Source organism: Pseudomonas sp. Pseusp21 (genome assembly GCF_059492145.1).
Genome location: NZ_CP168520.1, coordinates 1,034,782 through 1,054,674, shown reverse-complemented (window position 1 = coordinate 1,054,674; position 19,893 = coordinate 1,034,782). Strand labels below are relative to the sequence as shown.

Annotated in this window: 18 protein-coding genes; 6 read left to right on the top strand and 12 right to left on the bottom strand. The window is 62.0% G+C overall.

Annotated features, from left to right (window positions below):
• Nucleotides 1-6 precede the first annotated feature (6 nt).
• The 3 genes from ACEN93_RS04495 to ribBA all read right to left on the bottom strand — a co-directional run bounded on the left by ACEN93_RS04495 (nt 7) and on the right by ribBA (nt 3,248).
• Nucleotides 7-951, bottom strand: coding sequence for an ABC transporter permease (locus ACEN93_RS04495; protein ID WP_039766889.1), 945 nt, complete (start codon nt 949-951; stop codon nt 7-9).
• A complete protein-coding gene (locus ACEN93_RS04490) occupies nt 948-1,973 on the bottom strand; it encodes an ABC transporter substrate-binding protein (RefSeq protein WP_490843556.1) in 1,026 nt (341 codons plus the stop codon). The genes ACEN93_RS04495 and ACEN93_RS04490 overlap by 4 nt, the downstream gene beginning before the upstream one ends.
• Before the next feature lie 165 nt (nt 1,974-2,138).
• Nucleotides 2,139-3,248 carry a bifunctional 3,4-dihydroxy-2-butanone-4-phosphate synthase/GTP cyclohydrolase II gene (gene ribBA, locus ACEN93_RS04485; protein WP_414881896.1) on the bottom strand — a complete coding sequence of 370 codons (1,110 nt, stop codon included), beginning with the start codon at nt 3,246-3,248 and terminating at the stop codon, nt 2,139-2,141.
• Between the two features lie 65 nt (nt 3,249-3,313).
• On the opposite strand from ribBA, the gene ACEN93_RS04480 reads away from it, so the two are divergent.
• Nucleotides 3,314-3,607 (top strand): DUF1330 domain-containing protein, encoded by a 294-nt coding sequence (locus ACEN93_RS04480; RefSeq protein ID WP_039766882.1) that lies wholly within the window; start codon nt 3,314-3,316, stop codon nt 3,605-3,607.
• Nucleotides 3,608-3,764: 157 nt separating this feature from the next.
• On the opposite strand, the gene ACEN93_RS04475 is transcribed toward ACEN93_RS04480, so the two are convergent.
• From ACEN93_RS04475 to ACEN93_RS04445, 7 genes are read right to left on the bottom strand one after another with little or no spacing between them, the layout of a single operon-like run.
• Nucleotides 3,765-4,328 (bottom strand): NUDIX hydrolase, encoded by a 564-nt coding sequence (locus ACEN93_RS04475; protein WP_011334615.1) that lies wholly within the window; start codon nt 4,326-4,328, stop codon nt 3,765-3,767.
• Nucleotide 4,329: 1 nt separating this feature from the next.
• Nucleotides 4,330-5,082: a GntR family transcriptional regulator gene (locus tag ACEN93_RS04470; RefSeq protein ID WP_039766879.1), complete on the bottom strand. Its 753-nt coding sequence runs from the start codon at nt 5,080-5,082 to the stop codon at nt 4,330-4,332.
• A 58-nt stretch (nt 5,083-5,140) separates the two neighbouring features.
• The gene (locus ACEN93_RS04465; protein ID WP_007957404.1) at nt 5,141-5,530 is read right to left on the bottom strand and encodes a carboxymuconolactone decarboxylase family protein; all 390 of its coding nucleotides are present in this window, start codon (nt 5,528-5,530) and stop codon (nt 5,141-5,143) included.
• 11 nt (nt 5,531-5,541) lie between these two features.
• Nucleotides 5,542-6,027 carry a flavin reductase family protein gene (locus ACEN93_RS04460; RefSeq protein WP_007957406.1) on the bottom strand — a complete coding sequence of 162 codons (486 nt, stop codon included), beginning with the start codon at nt 6,025-6,027 and terminating at the stop codon, nt 5,542-5,544.
• A gap of 12 nt (nt 6,028-6,039) precedes the next feature.
• Nucleotides 6,040-7,521, bottom strand: a complete 1,482-nt coding sequence (locus ACEN93_RS04455; protein ID WP_074688587.1) for an aldehyde dehydrogenase — start codon at nt 7,519-7,521, stop codon at nt 6,040-6,042.
• Entirely contained in the window at nt 7,518-8,351 is an 834-nt protein-coding gene (locus ACEN93_RS04450) for an alpha/beta fold hydrolase (protein WP_039766874.1), read from the bottom strand. Before ACEN93_RS04450 ends, ACEN93_RS04455 begins: the two co-directional genes overlap by 4 nt.
• Nucleotides 8,352-8,383: 32 nt before the next feature.
• The gene (locus ACEN93_RS04445; RefSeq protein WP_007957412.1) at nt 8,384-8,974 is read right to left on the bottom strand and encodes an amino acid synthesis family protein; all 591 of its coding nucleotides are present in this window, start codon (nt 8,972-8,974) and stop codon (nt 8,384-8,386) included.
• Between the two features lie 324 nt (nt 8,975-9,298).
• On the opposite strand from ACEN93_RS04445, the gene ACEN93_RS04440 reads away from it, so the two are divergent.
• Nucleotides 9,299-10,327 (top strand): WD40/YVTN/BNR-like repeat-containing protein, encoded by a 1,029-nt coding sequence (locus tag ACEN93_RS04440; protein ID WP_495611120.1) that lies wholly within the window; start codon nt 9,299-9,301, stop codon nt 10,325-10,327.
• 28 nt (nt 10,328-10,355) lie between these two features.
• Nucleotides 10,356-12,740: an efflux RND transporter permease subunit gene (locus ACEN93_RS04435; protein WP_085603072.1), complete on the top strand. Its 2,385-nt coding sequence runs from the start codon at nt 10,356-10,358 to the stop codon at nt 12,738-12,740.
• A gap of 264 nt (nt 12,741-13,004) precedes the next feature.
• On the opposite strand, the gene ACEN93_RS04430 is transcribed toward ACEN93_RS04435, so the two are convergent.
• Together ACEN93_RS04430 and ACEN93_RS04425 are read right to left on the bottom strand one after the other, a co-directional pair.
• Nucleotides 13,005-13,724, bottom strand: coding sequence for a FadR/GntR family transcriptional regulator (locus tag ACEN93_RS04430; protein WP_011334609.1), 720 nt, complete (start codon nt 13,722-13,724; stop codon nt 13,005-13,007).
• 214 nt (nt 13,725-13,938) lie between these two features.
• Nucleotides 13,939-15,675 carry an IlvD/Edd family dehydratase gene (locus ACEN93_RS04425; RefSeq protein ID WP_192561337.1) on the bottom strand — a complete coding sequence of 579 codons (1,737 nt, stop codon included), beginning with the start codon at nt 15,673-15,675 and terminating at the stop codon, nt 13,939-13,941.
• A 193-nt stretch (nt 15,676-15,868) separates the two neighbouring features.
• Between ACEN93_RS04425 and ACEN93_RS04420 the strand changes: the two genes are divergently transcribed.
• Genes ACEN93_RS04420 through ACEN93_RS04410 form a run of 3 tightly spaced genes read left to right on the top strand, consistent with a single transcriptional unit; the run spans nt 15,869 to nt 19,809 of the window.
• Nucleotides 15,869-17,191: an MFS transporter gene (locus tag ACEN93_RS04420; RefSeq protein ID WP_074688585.1), complete on the top strand. Its 1,323-nt coding sequence runs from the start codon at nt 15,869-15,871 to the stop codon at nt 17,189-17,191.
• A gap of 35 nt (nt 17,192-17,226) precedes the next feature.
• Complete coding sequence (araD1, locus tag ACEN93_RS04415; protein WP_495611119.1) at nt 17,227-18,219, top strand: AraD1 family protein; 993 nt, start codon at nt 17,227-17,229, stop codon at nt 18,217-18,219.
• 9 nt (nt 18,220-18,228) lie between these two features.
• Entirely contained in the window at nt 18,229-19,809 is a 1,581-nt protein-coding gene (locus tag ACEN93_RS04410) for an aldehyde dehydrogenase (NADP(+)) (protein ID WP_495611118.1), read from the top strand.
• Nucleotides 19,810-19,893 lie beyond the last annotated feature (84 nt).

The window sequence follows — 19,893 nt, the reverse complement described above, 5'->3', positions numbered from 1 at the left end:
CTCGGCTTACCTCGCGTTACTGGCGCCAACCGGGGATTCCGGTTGCAGCTTCAGGTAGACGTAGAACAGCACCAGCGTGATGACGATCAGCAACGCGGCGCCGGCGCTGGCCAGGCCCCAGTTGAGGAACGACTGCACCTGCTGAATGATGAATTCCGGCAGCATCATGTTCTGCGCCCCGCCCAGCAGCGCCGGAGTGACGTAGTAACCGAGCGACATCACGAACACCATCAACCCACCGGACGCCAGACCCGGCCGGCACAGCGGCAGGAACACCCGGAAGAAGTTGGTCCAGGGACTCGCGCCACAGATCGAACCGGCCTGCAGGATCATCGGGTCGATGGCCTGCATGGTCGCCTGCAACGGCAGCACGATGAACGGGATCATGATGTAGCTCATGCCGATCACCACGCCGGTCAGGTTGTGCACCATTTCCAGCGGCTGATCGATGATGCCCATGGCCATCAGGGCTTTATTGATGACGCCCGAAGCCTGCAACAGCACCAGCCAGGAATAGGTGCGGGCGAGCAGGCTGGTCCACATCGACAACAGCACGATGTTGAGAATCCAGCGGCCCCAGCCGCGCGGCACCAGAGTGATCGCCCAGGCCAGCGGAAAGCCCAGCAGCAGGCTGAACACCGTCACCAATCCCGCCACCGAAAAGGTGTTGAACAGCACCCGTGCATACGCCGAGTTGGCGAACAGTTGTTCATAGTTGCCAAGGCCCGGCACCGGTTCGAGCACGCCGCGCAGCAACAAACCAATCAGCGGGGCGAGAAAGAACAGACCGAGGAACAACAGCGCCGGCGCGAGATTGCCGGCGCCGCGCCAGCGTTGCTTGAGGGACGGGGCTTGCGCCATTGCACTCGCCTTGCCGGATGCCAGGCCGGCAGCGCTCGCGGCGCTCCCGGTGGCAGTGGAGGGACGGGACGCGGTGGCCGCCATTTTCATTTGACCAGCCATTCGTTCCACCGTGTCGCGATGGCCGGACCGTTCTTGGCCCAGTACGCGAAATCAAGAGTGATCTGATCCTTAGCGTAGGCAGTCGGCAGGTTCGGGGCCAGCGTCGAATCCAGACGCTGCACACTGTCGACGTTGACCGGGGCGTAGGCGGTCAGGTTGGAGAAGTCGGCCTGACCTTTGGCACTGCTGGCGCTGGCCAGGAACTTCATCGCCGCGTCCTTGTTTTTCGCGCCCTTTGGCACCACCAGAATGTCGGCCATGACCAGGTTCTGTTTCCAGCTCACGCCGACCGGTGCGCCGTCTTCCTGCAGGGCATGAATCCGGCCGTTCCAGAACTGACCCATGCTCGCTTCACCGGAGGCCAGCAGTTGCTGCGACTGCGCGCCACCGCCCCACCAGACGATGTCTTTCTTGATGGTGTCGAGTTTCTTGAAAGCGCGATCCAGATCCAGCGGGTAGAGCTTGTCGGCCGGCACGCCGTCGGCGAGCAGGGCGAGCTCAAGCACGCCGGGACTTGGCCATTTGTACAGGGCGCGTTTGCCGGGGAAGGTCTTGGTGTCGAACAGCGCGCTCCAGTCCTGCGGCTTGTTGGCGCCGAGTTTGCCCTCGTTGTAGCCGAGGACGAAGGAGAAGAAGAACGAGCCGACGCCGTAGTCGCTGACGAAACGCGGGTCGATCTTGTCGCGCTGGATCTGTTTGAAATCGAGGGGTTCGAGCAGGCCTTCGGCAGCGGCGCGCAGGGCGAAGTCAGCTTCGACATCGACCACGTCCCATTGCACGTTGCCGCTTTCGACCATGGCCTTGAGTTTGCCGTAGTCGGTCGGGCCGTCCTGCACGACGGTGATGCCGCTGGCCTTGCTGAACGGATCGGCCCAGGCCTGTTTCTGCGCATCCTGGGTGCTACCGCCCCAGCTGACAAAGTTCACACTCTCGGCGGCCATCGCGGCCTGACCGGTCACGCTCAGCAGTCCCGCGAAAAAGATCGCGGTTGCAGCTTTGTTCAACACCATTTTTACGCCCTCATTGTTGTGTTTTTGAGCGGGCTTGCGTTGTTGCCCGCCTGTCGGGAGCAGTAGCTGGACGGTTCTTTGATCGTCCGGTCTATGGAATATCATATTATGGTATTCCAAACTTTGTGCAAGCACTTTGCCGTACCGGCTATCTGGCAAACGGGGTTATTCGGTGAACGGAATGCTCTCAACCACCTCAAGATCGTAGCCAGTCAACCCGGCATATTTCAGCGGCGGCCCCAAGTGGCGCAGCTTGCCGACGCCCAGGTTCTGCAGAATCTGCGCCCCGGTGCCGACCTCCGAATAGATCCGCGATTGCGAGCGACTGAACTGCCGTGGCGGCTGAGTCAGTTGCGGAATGCGCTCCAGCAGCGCCTGGGAAGACTCATGATTGGCCAGCACCACGACCACGCCATGCCCCTCGGCCGCGACCCGTTGCAGTGCTGCCCACAACGTCCAGTTCGTCGGCCCGCTGTACTCGGCACCCACCAGATCGCGCAGCGGATCGATCACATGCACGCGCACCAGCGTCGGTTCCTCACGGCGCAGCTCGCCCATGACCATCGCCATGTGCACGCCGCCCTCGATGCGATCTTCGAAAGTAATCAAACGGAAGGTGCCATGCACCGTCGGCAGTTCCCGCTCGCCGATGCGCTCGATGGTGTGTTCAGTGCTCAGGCGATAGTGGATCAGGTCGGCGATGGTGCCGATCTTGAACCCGTGCTTGCGCGCGAAGATTTCCAGATCCGGACGACGGGCCATGGTGCCGTCGTCGTTCATCACCTCGACGATCACCGAGGCCGGCGTGAACCCCGCCAGCCGCGCCAGATCGCAACCAGCCTCGGTGTGACCGGCACGGGTCAGCACGCCACCTTCCTTGGCGCGCAACGGAAAGATATGGCCCGGCTGCACCAGGTCTTCTGCGCGTGCGTTCGGCGCCACCGCAGCGGCCACCGTACACGCGCGGTCGGCCGCGGAAATCCCGGTGGTAACGCCGACCGCCGCTTCGATGGAAACCGTGAACGCGGTGCTGAACACGCTGCCATTGCTCGGCACCATTTGCTCCAGCCCCAGGCGCTGGCAATGATCGTCGGTCAACGTCAGACAAATCAGCCCTCGAGCCTCACGGGCCATGAAACTGATCGCCTCGGGTGTGCAACGGTCGGCGGCCAGTAGCAGGTCGCCCTCGTTTTCCCGGTCTTCGTCATCGACCAGCAACACCATTTTGCCGAGGCGATAATCTTCGATGATTTCTTCGATGCTGTTGAAGGCCATGCTGGACTCTCGATATGGATGAAATTCGTGGTATACCATAATACAAAATCAACCAAGAGGTCACTATGAAGGCGTACTGGATTGCTCACGTGGACATCACCGATCCCGATCACTACAGCCAATACACCCAGCGCGCGCCGAAAGCGTTCGCCGAGTTCGGCGCGAAGTTTTTAGCCAGAGGCGGGCGCAGCGAAGCGATGGAAGGACGGACGACGCCGCAGCGCAGCGTGGTGATCGAGTTCGACAGTTATGAGCAGGCGGTGGCGTGCTATCGCTCGGCGGCGTATCAGGAAGCGAAAAGCTATCGCGAGGAGTGGGCGAGGGCGGAGATCGTCATCGTTGAAGGGATGGCGCCGTAACGGCTTGCTTTGATCGTTCCCACGCTCTGCGTGGGAATGCAGCCCGGGACGCTCCGCGTCCCTTCCACAGCCGAACGCGGAGCGTCCGTTGAGGCATTCCCACGCGGACGGTTCGACGCCTCGACGTGGGAACGATCAGACGGCGCGGGCAGGGCGATCAACGCATGAAATGAATCTTGCCGCTGTCGTCGTTGCCCATGTACATGCCATACACCCCGGCCTGGCGTTCCTCGATGTAGCGTTCGAGGATCTGCCGGATCGCCGGGTAGTAGATCTGCTCCCACGGGATGTCTTCCGGGGCGAAGAATTTGCAGGCGAGGGTTTCCGGGCCGTACTCGCCAGTGATTTCCAGTGCGAGGGCGCGGAAGATGATGTAGACCTCGCTGATTTTCGGCACGCTGAAGATCGAATAGGGCGAGACGATTTCCGCGCGTACGCCGCTTTCTTCCCAGACTTCGCGCAGGGCGGCCTGTTCGGTGGTTTCGCCGCTTTCCATGAAACCGGCGGGCAAGGTCCAGGTGCCGGGGCGCGGGGGAATCGCCCTTTGGCACAAGAGGTATTTGCCGTCCTGCTCGATGATGCAGCCGGCGATGATCTTCGGGTTTACATAGTGGATGTAGCCGCAGCCGCGGCACATCAGGCGCTCGTGCGTATCGCCCGGCGGCACTTGCTGACCGAGGTCAGCGCCACCGCATTTCGGGCAAAAGCTCGGGCTGAACATGTCAGTGACCTATGCGCGGTTCTTTCAGCGCGATGGGCAGGGTGATTGGCGGTGTGTCGCCGGTCTCTTCCTGTTTGCGCTTGAGGTAATCGAGAGCGACGGCAGCCGCAGCGCGCACGTGATCGACGCACGCCTGATGCGCCGCCAGCGGATCGCCGCTCTTGATCGCCTCGACCATTTTTTCCATCTCGTGATTACTGGCGCCGCGACGGTTTTCCTGGGACACCGACGTTGCGCGCAGATAGCTGATCCGCGCCTGCAACTGACGCAACTGGGTGGCCGCGACATGGTTGCCTGAGCCTTCCAGCAACACGTCGTAGAAACCCTGCACCGAATCGATCACCTGTTGCAGCTCGCCGTCCTTGAGTGCCTTGCGGTTCTCGTCGAGGGCTTTTTCCAGGGCCTTGATGTCCTTGGCCTTGGCGCGCAGGGTGAACAGCTGGACGATCAGGCCTTCGAGCACGCAGCGCAGTTCATAGATGTCGACGGCATCGGCGAGGGTGATGATCGCCACGCGCGGACCCTTGGCGTCGGCGAATTCCACCAGGCCTTCGGATTCGAGGTGACGCAAGGCTTCACGCACCGACGTACGGCTCACGCCCAGGCGATCGCACAGATCGCGCTCCACCAGGCGATCGCCGGGCAGCAGCTGGAAGTTCATGATGGCGCTTCGCAGTTTATCCAGCACGATTTCGCGCAGGGTGACGGGGTTGCGATTGACCTTGAAGCTGTCGTCGAGTGGCAGGCGTTTCATGGGGTCCGCTCTTTAAGGTGGCTGTCCATGCCAGACGGGCATCAAAACAGCCGAGGGGTTAACTGGAGGCCTCGGCGTCGGCTTCGGCGAAGGCTTCACGGGCGAGCCGGAAACTGTCCACGGCTGCCGGGACGCCGCAATAAATACCGACCTGAAGCAGAATTTCGCGTATTTGCTCACGACTCAGGCCGTTACGCAAGGCGCCGCGCACATGCAGTTTCAGTTCGTGCGGGCGGTTGAGCGCCGAGATCATCGCCAGGTTGATCATGCTGCGCTCCTTGAGCGACAGGCCTTCACGTCCCCAGACGTGGCCCCAGCAGTATTCGGTGACCATTTCCTGCAGCGGGCGGGTGAAGTCGTCGGCATTCTCGATCGAACGCTGCACATAGGCTTCGCCCAGTACCTGGGTGCGGATCTTCAGGCCTTGCTCGTACTTTTCGTTGCTCATGTGTCCTCCGCTCAACCCAGTGTCGGCAACGCGCCGAGCTTGCCCTTGTGATAAATCATCGGCGTCACCGGCTGCTCCGGCAGGATCAGGTTCTTCACCGCGCCAACGATGATCGCGTGATCACCACCGTCGTATTCGCGCCACAGTTCGCATTCGATGATCGCCGTGGCCTTGGCGAGGATCGGGTTACCGAGCTCGCTCAAGTGCCACTCGATGCCGTTGGCCTTGTCCTTGCCTTTGCCGGCGAAAGCATAGGCCTCGGCGGTCTGGTCGGCGGACAGCAAATGAATCGCGAACTTCTTGCTGTCGCGCAGTACCGGGTAGGTGTCGGAGGCGTAGTTGGGGCAGAACAGCACCAGCGCCGGATCAATCGACAGCGCACTGAAGGCGCTGGCGGTGATGCCGACGATGCCGCCGTCCGGGTCGAGGGTGGTGACCACCGTGACCCCGGACGGAAACGAGCTCATGACGTCTTTGTAAATGCCGGGTTCGATCATGTCGCAGGACTCCTAACGCATCACAAACGGATCAGGCATCGGCGCCTGGGAGAGGTTGATCCACACCGTTTTCAGTTCGGTGTAGGCCAGCACCGAATCGATGCCGCTTTCGCGTCCATAGCCACTGTTCTTGAAGCCGCCGATCGGTGCCATCGCCGACACCGCGCGGTAGGTGTTGACCCAGATAATCCCCGAGCGCACGTCCCGGGCCAGGCGATGGGCCCGGCCCAGATCGCGGGTCCAGATGCCGGCGGCGAGGCCGAACTGCGAGTCGTTGGCAATCGCCAGCGCTTCGGCTTCATCCTTGAAGCGGATCACCGAGGCCACCGGACCAAAGACTTCTTCCTGCATGATCTTCATCGAGTTGCGATCGCATTCGAACAGCGTCGGCTCGTAGAACCAGCCGTCACCGACGCCGCTAGGCCGCTTGCCGCCCAGACGCAGACGCGCACCTTCAGCGATGGCATCAGCCACCAGACCTTCGACCACCGCCAGTTGCTGCGCGGTAGCCATCGGGCCCATTTCGCTGTTGTCGTCTTGCGGATTGCCGATGCGGATGCGCTGGGCGCGCTCCACCAGTCGGCTGACGAATTCGTCGTAGATTTCATCCTGCACCAGCAGTCGCGAGCCGGATACGCAACTCTGCCCGGATGCCGCATAAATCCCGGCAATCGCACCGTTGATCGCGCTGTCGAGATCAGCGTCGGCAAAGATGATGTTCGGCGACTTGCCGCCCAGCTCCAGCGACAACTTGGCGAAGTTCTCGGCGCTGCTGCGCACCACGTGCCGGGCCGTGGCCGCGCCGCCGGTGAAGGCGATTTTGCGGATCAGCGGGTGGCGTGTGAGGGCGGCACCGGTGCTCGGGCCGTAGCCGGTGACGACGTTGACCACGCCCGGCGGAATCCCGGCTTCGAGGGCCAGGCGCGCCAGTTCCAGAATGGTTGCCGAGGCATGCTCGGACGGCTTGATCACGATGGTGTTGCCGGCAGCCAGCGCCGGCGCCAGTTTGATCGCAGTCAGATAAAGCGGGCTGTTCCAGGGAATGATCGCGGCGACCACGCCCATGGCTTCGTGCACGGTGTAGGCGAACAGATCGGGTTTATCCAGCGGCAGGGTGCCGCCTTCAAGCTTGTCGGCGAGGCCGGCGGTGTAGTGGAAGAACTCCGGCAGATAACCGACCTGACCGCGGGTTTCGCGGATCAGTTTGCCGTTGTCGCGGCTTTCCAGCTGCGCCAGTTGTTCCTTGTTTTCGGCGATCAGGTCACCGAGACGACGCAGCAATTTGCCGCGCGCGGTGGCGGTCAATCCACGCCATGCCGGGCTGTCGAAAGCAGTTTGTGCGGCCTGCACCGCGCGTTCGACGTCGGCTTCGTCAGCGTCGGGTAGCTCGGCCCAGGGCTCGGCCAGCGCCGGGTTGAGGCTTTCGAAAGTCTTGCCGGAGAGGGCGTCGACCCATTCTCCGCCGATGCACATCTGGAAGCGTGCGAGCGTCATGCAACGATCCCCTTTATATGGTTTTGTCGGGCGTGTGCGGTGTCGAGAAATTCCAGCAGCGTCTGGTTTACCAGCCGTGGCGACTCTACCGGCATCATATGCCGTTGCTCGGGCAGCACGGCAACCTTCGCGCCGGGAATGCGCGCGGCCAGTTGCTCGGCCATTTCCGGGGTCGATCCGGGGTCCAGCTCGCCGGTGGCTATCAGCGTCGGCGCCTGGATGCTGCCCAGGTCGTCGGCGCGGTACATGTCCTGGGTGGCGAACAGTTCGTAGGTGGTCAGGTAGCCTTGCGGATCATTGCCGGCCAGGGTCTGGCGGATCGCAGCGATCTGCGCCGGGTTGGCCGCCTGATATTCGCGGCTGAACCAGCGTGACAGCGCCGCTTCGGCATTCGCGTCAGGTCCGTGTTCGGCAGCCTGCGCGGTGCGGGCGATGACCCCGGCGCGCTGCTCTTCGCTGCGGTTGAACACGCTGTTGAGCACTACCAGGCTTTTCAGGCGCTCCGGGTAATGCAGAGCAAACGCCCGCGCCACCAGGCCGCCCATGGAAAAGCCGATCACTGATGCCTCGGGCAATTGCAGGTGGTCGAGCAACTCCAGCAACTGATCGGCGTAACCGAGCAGGGCGGTGCCGCTGGCCGGTCGCGGGCTGGCGCCATGGCCGAGCATGTCGTAGGCGATCACCCGGTATTGCGTGGCCAGGCCAACGATCTGGCCGCCCCACATTTCTTTGTTCAGGCCTACGCCGTGGATCAACACCACGGGTTGGCCAACGCCTGTCGCCAGATAACTGGTGCCAGCCGGGGTGAGTTCAGCGGTGAGCCGAATCATGGAGCGCTCCTGCAATGCCTTTTTTATTGTGGTTACTGGGCTTTTTCGGCGGCCAGTTCTTCCAGATCGATGTAGCGGTTGCCGATGCGCGGGTGCAGGCGACCACCGTCGGCGCAACCGAGCACCACGACGATTTCGTCGGCGCGCGGGGCGTCTTCGATCTGCATTTCCAGGGTGATGTAGTGCGAGCGCAGGCCTTCGTCGTCCTTGTGCATCATCGGGATCTGAATCGAAGTGCCCGGACCACCGCGCTTGTTGGTGAAGCTCAGGTAGCTCTTGGCCTTGACCGCTTCGCGGTAGTGGTTGCCGAAGCGCAGGGTGTGGATCACCGCCGACGCGTGTTCGATTTCGCCATCGGCACCGACCACCGCGGCTTTGCCGTAAGCCTCGATCTTCTCGGCGCCGCCGATGATCCCCACCAGACGCTCGACCATCATCGCGCCGAGGTCCGAGCAATTGGCGCGGATCTGCGGCTTGAGGTCTTCGACAAAGCCATTGCCGACCCACGGGTTCTTCATCACGACGGCCAGGCCGACCATGGTCACCGGGGTGTCGGACGCCTTGCCGCCTTCAATGAAGGTCTCTTCGACATAGCTGACGATCTTGCGAATTTCGAAACTCATGAGCTGCTCCGTAGGGGATAAAGAGTGTCTGTGCGTCTGATGGTATACCATAATACCGATCGTGCAAGTCCCCCTCGCAAGAATCCCTGCCATCAGTCGGACGAATGCCCGCGCATTCAGCCGCCGCTGTAGTCCCTTTCGGTTAACAAAAGATAACGTTGCGCCGATTGTCAGACGTTTCGAATGCCCGATAGGATGAGCCAGCTTCCGAAGGGGCTCTGGACAGCGGGTTTCAGGACTATGCTTGTGACCAGGCAGTCACCGTGAGCACCCTTGCGGCGCCCTTAAGGTCCATGACCAACAATAATAAACAGGGGAAGGTCTATGAGTCGTTGCCGCCCGCCGGCGTTACGCAACACCGCGTTGCTGGCCACAGCACTCTCTCTGCTGGGCTTTGCCACATTGTCGGCGCCGGTTCTCGCCGCCGAAGCGCCCGCCGACGTGGTCTATGCCACCGAATCGGCCAAGGCCTCGAAAAGCCTGATGCTCGATGTCGTTCACGCCGGAACCCGGCTGGTGGCGGTCGGGGATCGCGGGCACATTCTCTATTCCGACGATCAGGGCAAGACCTGGACCCAGGCCAAAGTGCCGAGCCGCCAGTTGCTGACCGCCGTTTATTTCGTCGATGACAAGCACGGCTGGGCCGTCGGCCACGACGCACAGATCCTCGCCAGCGAAGACGGCGGCCTGACCTGGACCAAACAGTTCGAAGACCTCAAGCGTGAATCGCCGCTGCTCGACGTCTGGTTCAAGGACGTCAACAGTGGCCTGGCCGTGGGTGCCTACGGCGCGCTGCTGGAAACCACCGACGGCGGCAAGCACTGGGAAGACGTCAGCGATCGCCTCGACAACGAAGACCAGTTCCACCTAAACGCCATCGGCGCGGTAAAAGACGCCGGTCTGTTCATCGTCGGCGAGTCGGGCAGCATGTTCCGCTCCGCCGACTGGGGCCAGACCTGGGAAAAACTCGAAGGCCCGTACGAAGGCTCGCTGTTCGGCGTGATCGGTACGGCGCAGCCGCAAACCCTGCTGGCCTACGGTCTGCGCGGCAACCTTTACCGCTCCACCGATTTCGGCAGCACCTGGGAGCAGGTCGAACTGAAAGCTGCGCGCGGTTCGCTGGAGTTCGGCCTGTCCGGTGCCACACTGCTTGCGGACGGCTCCATCGTCATCGTCGGCAACGGCGGCTCGGTGGTCAGCAGCAGCGACAACGGCGAAACCTTCAGCGTGTTCAACCGTCCGGATCGCATTTCGCTGTCGTCGGTCACCGCCGCCGGCAACGGCAATCTGATCCTGAGCGGGCAGGGTGGCGTTCGGGTCACTTCGCCGAACGGCGCCGAGCTGGGCAAATGAGCCGAATCAATAATAAGAAGGCGGGGCTATGACTTCCTTGAGCACTCATCATCAGGACAAGGCGACGTTTCTCGAGCGCCTGATCTTCAACAACCGCCCGGCAGTGATCGTGATCTGCCTGCTGGTCAGCATTTTCCTGTTCTGGCAGGCCACGCTGATCCGCCCGTCCACCAGTTTCGAAAAGATGATCCCGCTCAAGCATCCGTTCATTGAAAAAATGATGGAGCACCGCAACGATCTGGCGAACCTGGGCAACACCGTGCGCATTTCGGTGGAAGCGAAGGACGGCGACATCTTCTCCAGGGAGTACATGGAGACCCTGCGCCAGATCAACGACGAGGTGTTCTACATCTCCGGCGTCGACCGTTCCGGCCTCAAGTCGCTGTGGAGCCCGAGCGTGCGCTGGACCGAAGTGACCGAGGAAGGTTTTGCCGGCGGCGAAGTGATCCCGCAGAGCTACAACGGCTCCCAGGACAGCCTCGATCTGCTGCGCAACAACGTGCTTAAGTCCGGCCAGGTCGGGCGTCTGGTTGCCAACGACTTCAAGTCGAGCATTGTCGACATCCCGCTGCTGGAGTCCTACCCGGACCCGCAGGACCAGGGCAAGCTGCTGGCGCTGGATTATCGCCAGTTCTCCCATGAGCTCGAAGACAAGATCCGCAACAAGTTCGAAGCGCAGAACCCCAACGTCAAGATCCACATCGTCGGTTTCGCCAAGAAGGTCGGCGATCTGATCGACGGCCTGGTGATGGTGGTGATGTTCTTCGGCATCGCCTTCGTCATCACCCTGATTCTGCTGCTGTGGTTCACCAACTGCCTGCGCAGCACCGTGGCGGTGTTGAGCACCACGCTGGTGGCGGTGGTCTGGCAACTCGGGTTGATGCACTTCTTCGGCTTCGGCCTCGACCCTTATTCGATGCTGGTGCCGTTCCTGATTTTCGCCATCGGCATTTCCCACGGCGTGCAGAAAATCAACGGTATCGCCCTGCAATCCGGTGAGGCGGACAACGCGTTGACGGCCGCACGGCGGACCTTCCGTCAGTTGTTCCTGCCGGGCATGATCGCGATTCTGGCGGACGCCGTCGGCTTCATCACGCTGCTGATCATCGACATCGGCGTGATTCGCGAGCTGGCCATCGGCGCTTCCATCGGCGTGGCAGTGATCGTGTTCACCAACCTGATCCTGCTGCCGGTGGCGATTTCCTATGTCGGCATCAGCAAGCGTGCGATCGCCAAGAGCAAGAAGGACGCGCACCGCGAACATCCGTTCTGGCGCCTGCTGTCGAACTTCGCCAACCCGAAAGTCGCCCCGATTTCCATCGCTTTGGCGCTGGTCGCTTTCGGTGGCGGCCTCTGGTACAGCCAGAACCTGAAGATCGGCGACCTTGACCAGGGCGCGCCGGAACTGCGTCCGGACTCGCGCTACAACAAGGACAACAACTTCATCATCAGCAACTATTCGACCAGCTCCGACGTGCTGGTGGTGATGGTCAAGACCAAGTCCGAAGGCTGCTCGCGCTATGAAGCCATGGCGCCGATTGACGAACTGATGTGGAAGATGCAGAACACCGAGGGCGTGCAGTCGGCGATCTCGCTGGTGACCGTGTCCAAGCAGATGATCAAGGGCATGAATGAGGGCAACCTGAAATGGGAAACCCTGTCACGCAACCCTGACGTGCTGAACAACTCCATCGCCCGGGCCGATGGCCTGTACAACAACAGCTGCTCGCTGGCGCCGGTGCTGGTGTTTCTGAACGACCACAAGGCTGAAACCCTGGATCGCGCGGTGCATGCGGTGCAGGACTTCGCCAAGGAAAACAACAAGGAAGGCCTGGAATTCATCCTCGCGGCCGGTAACGCCGGGATCGAGGCGGCCACCAACGAGGTGATCAAGAAGTCCGAGCTGACCATCCTGATCCTGGTGTACATCTGCGTGGCGGTCATGTGCATGATCACCTTCCGCTCGTGGGCGGCGACCCTGTGCATCGTGCTGCCGCTGGTGCTGACCTCGGTGCTGGGCAACGCGCTGATGGCGTTCATGGGTATCGGCGTGAAGGTGGCGACGTTGCCGGTGGTGGCGCTGGGCGTGGGGATCGGCGTGGACTACGGCATCTACATCTACAGCCGTCTGGAAAGTTTCCTGCGTGCCGGCCTGCCGTTGCAGGAAGCCTATTACCAGACCCTGAAATCCACCGGTAAGGCAGTGCTGTTCACCGGTCTGTGCCTGGCCATCGGCGTGTGCACCTGGATCTTCTCGGCGATCAAGTTCCAGGCCGACATGGGCCTGATGCTGACCTTCATGTTGCTGTGGAACATGTTCGGTGCGCTGTGGCTGCTGCCGGCACTGGCGAAGTTCCTGATCAAGCCGGAGAAACTGGCGGGGCAGAAGGGCAATTCTCTGTTTGCTCACTGATCCGTTTGGCTGAAATGAAAAAGCCGCAACCTTGAAGGGTTGCGGCTTTTTTTATGGTGTGAGATCAAAAGCCCCCTCACCCTTGCCCTCTCCCAAGGGAGAGGGGACCGACCGCAATGTCTCGCGTGATACATCGACCTGGAAAACCGAGTCGATTATGGATTCAAAGCAGGTCGTTCAAGTCGGTGTAGATCGCTAATATCCCCGGATCGGTTCCCTCTCCCTCCGGGAGAGGGCTAGGGTGAGGGCAGGCGGTCTCAAGGCTTACGAAAGATCCGCCCCCAGCACAACACTCAAGGCACTGCGCGCATCATCCAACTGCACCAACGTCGCATGCCGTGCCCCCAACGCATCCCGATTCTCGATAGCCGTCAAAATCGCCTTGTGCCGAGGCAACGCCAGTTCATGCAGATTCGGCCGCTGGTTCGAATGCTTCAACGCCTCGGCAATCGCCACCGCAAGCATGTTGCACAGGTTGGCCAGCAAATCGTTGTGGGTCGCGTCGGCAATCCGGCTGTGAAAGTCCAGATCCGGTTGCAGCAAGGCCTCAGGCGTTGGCGCTGCTTCCATGCGCTGGTAAGCCTCGGCAATCGACGCAATGTCGGCATCGGTGGCGTGCTGGGCGGCGAGGGCGGCGGCGGCCGGTTCGATGATGCTGCGCACGCTGGTCAGAACATTGAAGAACTCGTTCTGCGGGCTGCTTTGCATCAACCAGTGCAATACGTCCGGGTCGAGCATGTGCCATTCGCGGCGCGGCTTGACCACGGTGCCGACGCGGGGTTTGGAATACACCAGGCCCTTGGCGACCAACACTCGTGTGGCTTCGCGCAACACCGGCCGGCTGACCGCGTACTCCTCGCAGAGCAGGGCTTCGGCGGGCAGTTTGTCGCAGGGCAGAAAACGTCCGGAAACAATCTGCATGCCCAGTTCCTGGACGATGCGCGAGTGCATGCTTTTACGGTCGGAAGGTTTGCGGTAATCCATGGGGAGTGACGCGATCCTGAGCGATGGAGATGCCGCGCATCATAGCAGGCACGGCGTAATCTGGAGCGAGGCAATGATCGTTCCCACGTCGAGGCGTCGAACCGTCTGCGTGGGAATGCCTGAAGGGACGCTCTGCGTTCCAGCTCTCGAATGGGACGCAGAGCGTCCCGGGCTGCATTCCCACGCGGAGCGTGGGAACGATCAGTCGGCGGTTTTAGTGGGAATGGCGCGGGACTTCAGCCCCTCGGCAACCAACGAGGAAGTCGAAATCGCAACCCTGATCCGCCTGTAGCACATGGTCGATGTACAACTGACGATACCCACCCACCAACAGTTGCTGCGGCGGTTGCAGATCCGCCATGCGCGCTGCCAGTTCGGCGTCCGGAATGTCCAGGTGCAAGCGCCCGCTGGCACAGTCCAGCTCGATCCAGTCACCTTCCTTCACCGCTGCCAAAGGCCCGCCGGCCGCCGCTTCCGGAGCTACGTGCAAGACAACGGTGCCATACGCGGTGCCGCTCATCCGTGCGTCGGAGATGCGCACCATGTCGGTCACGCCCTGCGCCAGCAGCTTGGCCGGCAAACCCATGTTGCCGACTTCGGCCATGCCCGGATAACCCTTCGGCCCGCAGTTCTTCATCACCAGAATCGAGTTCGCATCGACGTCCAGTTCCGGGTCGTTGATCCGTGCCTTGTACATGTCGAAATTCTCGAACACCACCGCGCGGCCACGATGCTGCATCAGTTCCGGTGTGGCAGCTGACGGTTTGAGCACCGCACCCAGCGGCGCCAGGTTACCGCGCAACACGCAGATGCCGCCGTCGGCGCGGATCGGGTTGTCGAGGGTGCGGATCACTTCGTCTTCACCGTAGATCGGTGCATCCTTGGTGTTCTCGCCGATGGATTTGCCGTTGACGGTCAGCGCGTTCGGATTGGGAATCAGATTGGCCTCACCGAGGCGGCGCAGCACGGCCGGCAAGCCGCCCGCGTAGTAGAACTCCTCCATCAGAAAACGCCCGGACGGTTGCAGGTCGACGATGGTCGGCATGCCGCGGCCCATTCGTGTCCAGTCGTCCAGATCCAGCTCGACACCGATGCGCCCGGCGATGGCTTTGAGGTGGATCACCGCGTTGGTCGAACCGCCAATCGCCGCGTTGACCCGGATCGCGTTTTCGAAGGCTTCCTTGGTCAGGATCTTCGACAGTTTCAGATCCTCACGAACCATCTCCACCGCGCGCATGCCGGACATGTGCGCCAACACATAACGCCGCGCATCCACTGCCGGAATCGCCGCGTTGTGCGGCAGGGACGTGCCCAGTGCTTCGGCCATGCAAGCCATGGTCGACGCGGTGCCCATGGTGTTGCAGGTGCCGGCCGAGCGAGACATGCCGCCCTCGGCCGCGAGAAAATCGTCAATCGTGATGGTGCCGGCCTTGACCTGTTCGCTGAGCTGCCAGACCACGGTGCCGGAGCCGATGTCCTTGCCCTTGTGCTTGCCGTTGAGCATCGGTCCGCCGGTGACGACGATCGCCGGTACGTCGCAACTGGCCGCGCCCATCAGCAGGGCCGGGGTGGTCTTGTCGCAACCGGTCAGCAGCACCACGCCGTCAATCGGGTTGCCGCGAATCGCTTCCTCGACGTCCATGCTCGCCAGGTTGCGGGTGAGCATGGCGGTCGGGCGCAGGTTCGATTCGCCATTGGAGAACACCGGGAATTCCACCGGGAAGCCGCCAGCCTCGATCACCCCGCGTTTGACGTGTTCCGCGATCTGGCGGAAGTGCGCGTTGCACGGGGTCAGTTCCGACCAGGTGTTGCAGATGCCGATGATCGGCTTGCCGTGAAACTGATGGTCGGCGATGCCCTGATTCTTCATCCAGCTGCGGTACATGAAGCCGTTCTTGTCGGCCGTGCCAAACCATTGGGCGGAGCGCAGGGTGGGTTTCTTATCAGACATGATCGATTCTCTTATTGTAAGACTATTGTTTGCGAGCTTTGGTTAAACATAAGCGCAAAATCGCCGGTTTGGAAGTGTTGTTGCGTAATTAGTATTACTATATAGTCGTTTTTGACGGAGGGATGGCCCTAGCGGTTTTCCGCGAGAGGCGTCCCCCGAGGTTCCATAAAAACAACAATCGGAGACCGATCTCATGAGCCAGGAACTGCGGCTTGTCCGGCGCATCACGCTGAAACTGATTCCCTTCCTGATCCTGCTGTACCTGATCGCCTATGTGGATCGCTCCGCCGTCGGCTTCGCCAAGCTGCACATGGGCGCCGACATCGGTATCGGCGATGCCGCCTACGGCCTCGGCGCCGGGCTGTTTTTCATCGGCTACTTTCTGTTTGAGATCCCCAGCAACCTGATGCTTGAACGCTTCGGCGCACGGCGCTGGTTCGCGCGGATCATGATCACCTGGGGCGCGATCACCATCGGCATGGCCTTCGTCCAGGGCCCGCACAGTTTCTACGTGATGCGCTTTCTGCTCGGCGCGGCGGAGGCGGGGTTCTTTCCCGGCGTTCTTTACTACATCACCCAATGGTTCCCGGTGCGCCATCGCGGCAAGATCCTCGGGCTGTTCATCCTGTCCCAACCCATCGCGATGATGATCACCGGCCCCGTGTCCGGCGGCCTGCTGGGCATGGACGGCATCCTCGGCCTGCACGGCTGGCAGTGGTTGTTCATCGTTATCGGCACCCCGGCGATCCTGCTGACCTGGCCGGTATTGCGCTGGCTGCCGGACGGCCCGCAGCAAGTGAAATGGATGGACCAGGCCGAGAAGGACTGGCTGACCGGCGAGCTGAAAAAGGACCTGCAGGAATACGGCCAGACCCGTCACGGCAATCCGTTGCATGCGCTCAAGGACAAACGCGTGTTGCTGCTGGCGCTGTTCTACCTGCCGGTGACCCTGAGCATCTATGGCCTGGGTCTGTGGTTGCCGACCCTGATCAAACAGTTTGGCGGCAGTGATCTGGTCACCGGTTTCGTGTCCTCGGTGCCGTACATCTTCGGGATCATCGGCCTGCTGATCATTCCGCGCAGTTCCGACCGCTTGAACGACCGCTACGGCCATCTGGCGGTGCTCTATGTGCTGGGCGCCATGGGCCTGTTCCTCAGTGCCTGGCTGTCCTTGCCGGTAGCGCAACTGGCGGCGTTGTGTCTGGTGGCGTTTGCGCTGTTTTCCTGCACGGCGGTGTTCTGGACGCTGCCGGGCCGATTCTTTGCCGGTGCCAGCGCGGCGGCCGGGATCGCCTTGATCAACTCGGTGGGCAACCTCGGCGGCTACATCGGCCCGTTCGTGATCGGCGCGCTGAAGGAATACACCGGCAACCTCGCTTCGGGCCTGTACTTCCTGTCCGGGGTGATGGTGTTCGGGCTGATTCTGACGGGTGTCGTCTATCGCTTGCTGGAGCGCAAACATGTGCTGCCAGTCGAGCAATTTGCAGCGAGCGCACGCGGTGCGACGCGCACCTGATTTCGATCCGGGATTTGTTTTAACAGGAGAACATCATGCATCTGGTTCAATTCGAATTGAGTAACGGCGAGCGACGTGTCGGGGTGGTCGAGGGCGGTCTGGTGCGTGAAGTGCAGGATGCGCGCACGGTTCGTGATCTTGCCTTGGCGGCAATCGAGGCCGGCAACACGCTCGCGCAGCAAGTGCAGACCCTCGGCCTGGGCATCAGCCATGATTACGCCGAGTTGCTGGCCCAACTGCGGATCCTGCCGCCACTTGATCACCCGGACCCGGCGCACTTGCTTGTCAGCGGCACGGGCCTCACGCACCTCGGCAGCGCGTCGGCCCGGGACAAGATGCACCAGCAGGCCGGCGACGAGGCGGCGATGACCGACACCATGCGCATCTTCAAGTGGGGCGTGGAGGGCGGCAAACCGGCGGCGGGGCAGGCCGGGGTGCAGCCGGAATGGTTCTACAAGGGCGACGGCAGCATTGTCGTGCGTCCCGGTCAGCCGTTCCCGCTGCCGCCGTTTGCCGAAGACGCTGGCGAGGAACCGGAAATGGCCGGCCTCTACATCATCGGCCACGACGGCAAGCCGTATCGCCTCGGTTTTGCGGTGGGCAACGAGTTCTCCGATCACGTTATGGAACGCAAGAATTACCTGTACCTGGCCCACTCGAAACTGCGCAGTTGCAGCTACGGCCCGGAACTTCGCACGGGTGAATTGCTTCAACACCTGGCGGGCACCAGCCGCATCCTGCGCGACGGCGAAGTGCTGTGGCAGAACGAGTTCCTCAGCGGCGAGGCCAATATGTGCCACAGCCTGGCGAACCTCGAATACCACCACTTCAAGTACCGCCAGTTCCTGCGTCCTGGCGACGTGCACATTCACTTTTTCGGCACCGCGACCCTGTCGTTCGCCGATGGCATCCGCACTCAGCCGGGCGACGTGTTCGAGATCAGCCAGGCCGAATTCGGCGCACCGCTGGTCAACGGCATCGCCCCGGTCGCAGCGGCATTCGAACCGGACAGCATCGGCACCCTTTAAGGAGATCCCATGACTCAGATTCTCGGTCACAACTACATCGGCGGTCGTCGCAGCGCGGCGGGCAACGTCAAGCTGCAGAGCGTCGACGCCACCACGGGCGAAGCACTGCCCCACGATTTCATTCAGGCCACGGAAGCGGAAGTAGACGCCGCCGCCAAAGCCGCTGCGGCGGCGTATCCGGCGTATCGCAGCCTCAGCGCCGAACGCCGCGCGCAGTTTCTCGATGCAATCGCCGACGAACTGGATGCGCTGGGCGATGATTTCGTCGCCGTGGTTTGCCGTGAAACCGCACTGCCGGCCGGGCGGATTCAAGGTGAAAGAGGACGCACCAGCGGCCAGATGCGCTTGTTCGCCAAAGTCCTGCGGCGCGGTGACTTCTACGGTGCGCGGATCGATTTGCCGTTGCCGGATCGTCAGCCGCTGCCACGTCCGGATCTGCGCCAATACCGCATCGGCCTCGGCCCAGTGGCGGTGTTCGGTGCAAGCAATTTTCCACTGGCATTCTCCACCGCCGGCGGCGATACCGCATCGGCGCTGGCGGCCGGTTGCCCGGTGGTGTTCAAGGCCCACAGCGGCCACATGGCCACCGCTGAGCTGGTCGCCGATGCGCTGATCCGTGCAGCAGAAAAAACCGCCATGCCCGCTGGCGTGTTCAACATGATCTACGGTGGTGGCGTCGGCGAATGGCTGGTCAAGCATCCGGCCATTCAGGCGGTTGGTTTTACTGGTTCGCTGCGGGGCGGACGGGCGCTGTGTGACATGGCCGCCGCGCGGCCTCAGCCAATACCGGTATTTGCCGAGATGTCGAGCATCAACCCGGTGATCGTGTTGCCCCAGGCCCTGGCCGTGCGTTCGGAAACCGTCGCCCGCGATCTGACCGCGTCGGTGGTACAGGGCTGTGGTCAGTTCTGTACCAACCCGGGTCTGGTGATCGGCATTCGCTCACTGCAATTCACCGCGTTCGTCGAGCAAGTCGCGGCGCTGATCGGTGATCAACCGGCGCAAACCATGCTCAATGCCGGCACCCTCGGCAGCTACGGCAAGGGCCTGGAAAAACTATTGGCACATACCGGCGTCGAGCATCTGGCGGGCAATCCGCAACAGGGCAATCAGGCGCAGCCGCAGTTGTTCAAAGCGGATGTTCGCCTGCTGATCGATGGCGATGAAGTGCTGCAGGAAGAGGTGTTCGGCCCGACCACAGTGATTGTCGAAGTGGCCGACAAGGCGCAGTTGAGCGCGGCGTTGCAGGGCCTGCACGGGCAACTGACGGCGACCATCATCGGCGAGCAGACGGATTTCGAGCGCTTCCCGGAGCTGACGCCGTTGCTGGAACAGAAGGTCGGGCGGATCCTGCTCAATGGTTATCCGACCGGTGTCGAAGTCTGTGATTCGATGGTTCACGGCGGGCCGTATCCGGCGACGTCCGATGCCCGTGGCACTTCGGTGGGCACGCTGGCGATCGATCGATTCCTGCGTCCGGTGTGCTTCCAGAACTACCCCGACAGTCTGCTGCCGGAACCGCTGAAAAACGCCAACCCGTTGCGCATACAGCGGCTGGTCGATGGCAAACCATCGCGCGAAGCCCTCTAACCGCATGATCGTTCCCACGTCGAGGCGTCGAACCGTCCGCGTGGGAATGCAGCCCGGGACGCTCCGCGTCCCATTCGAGAGCTG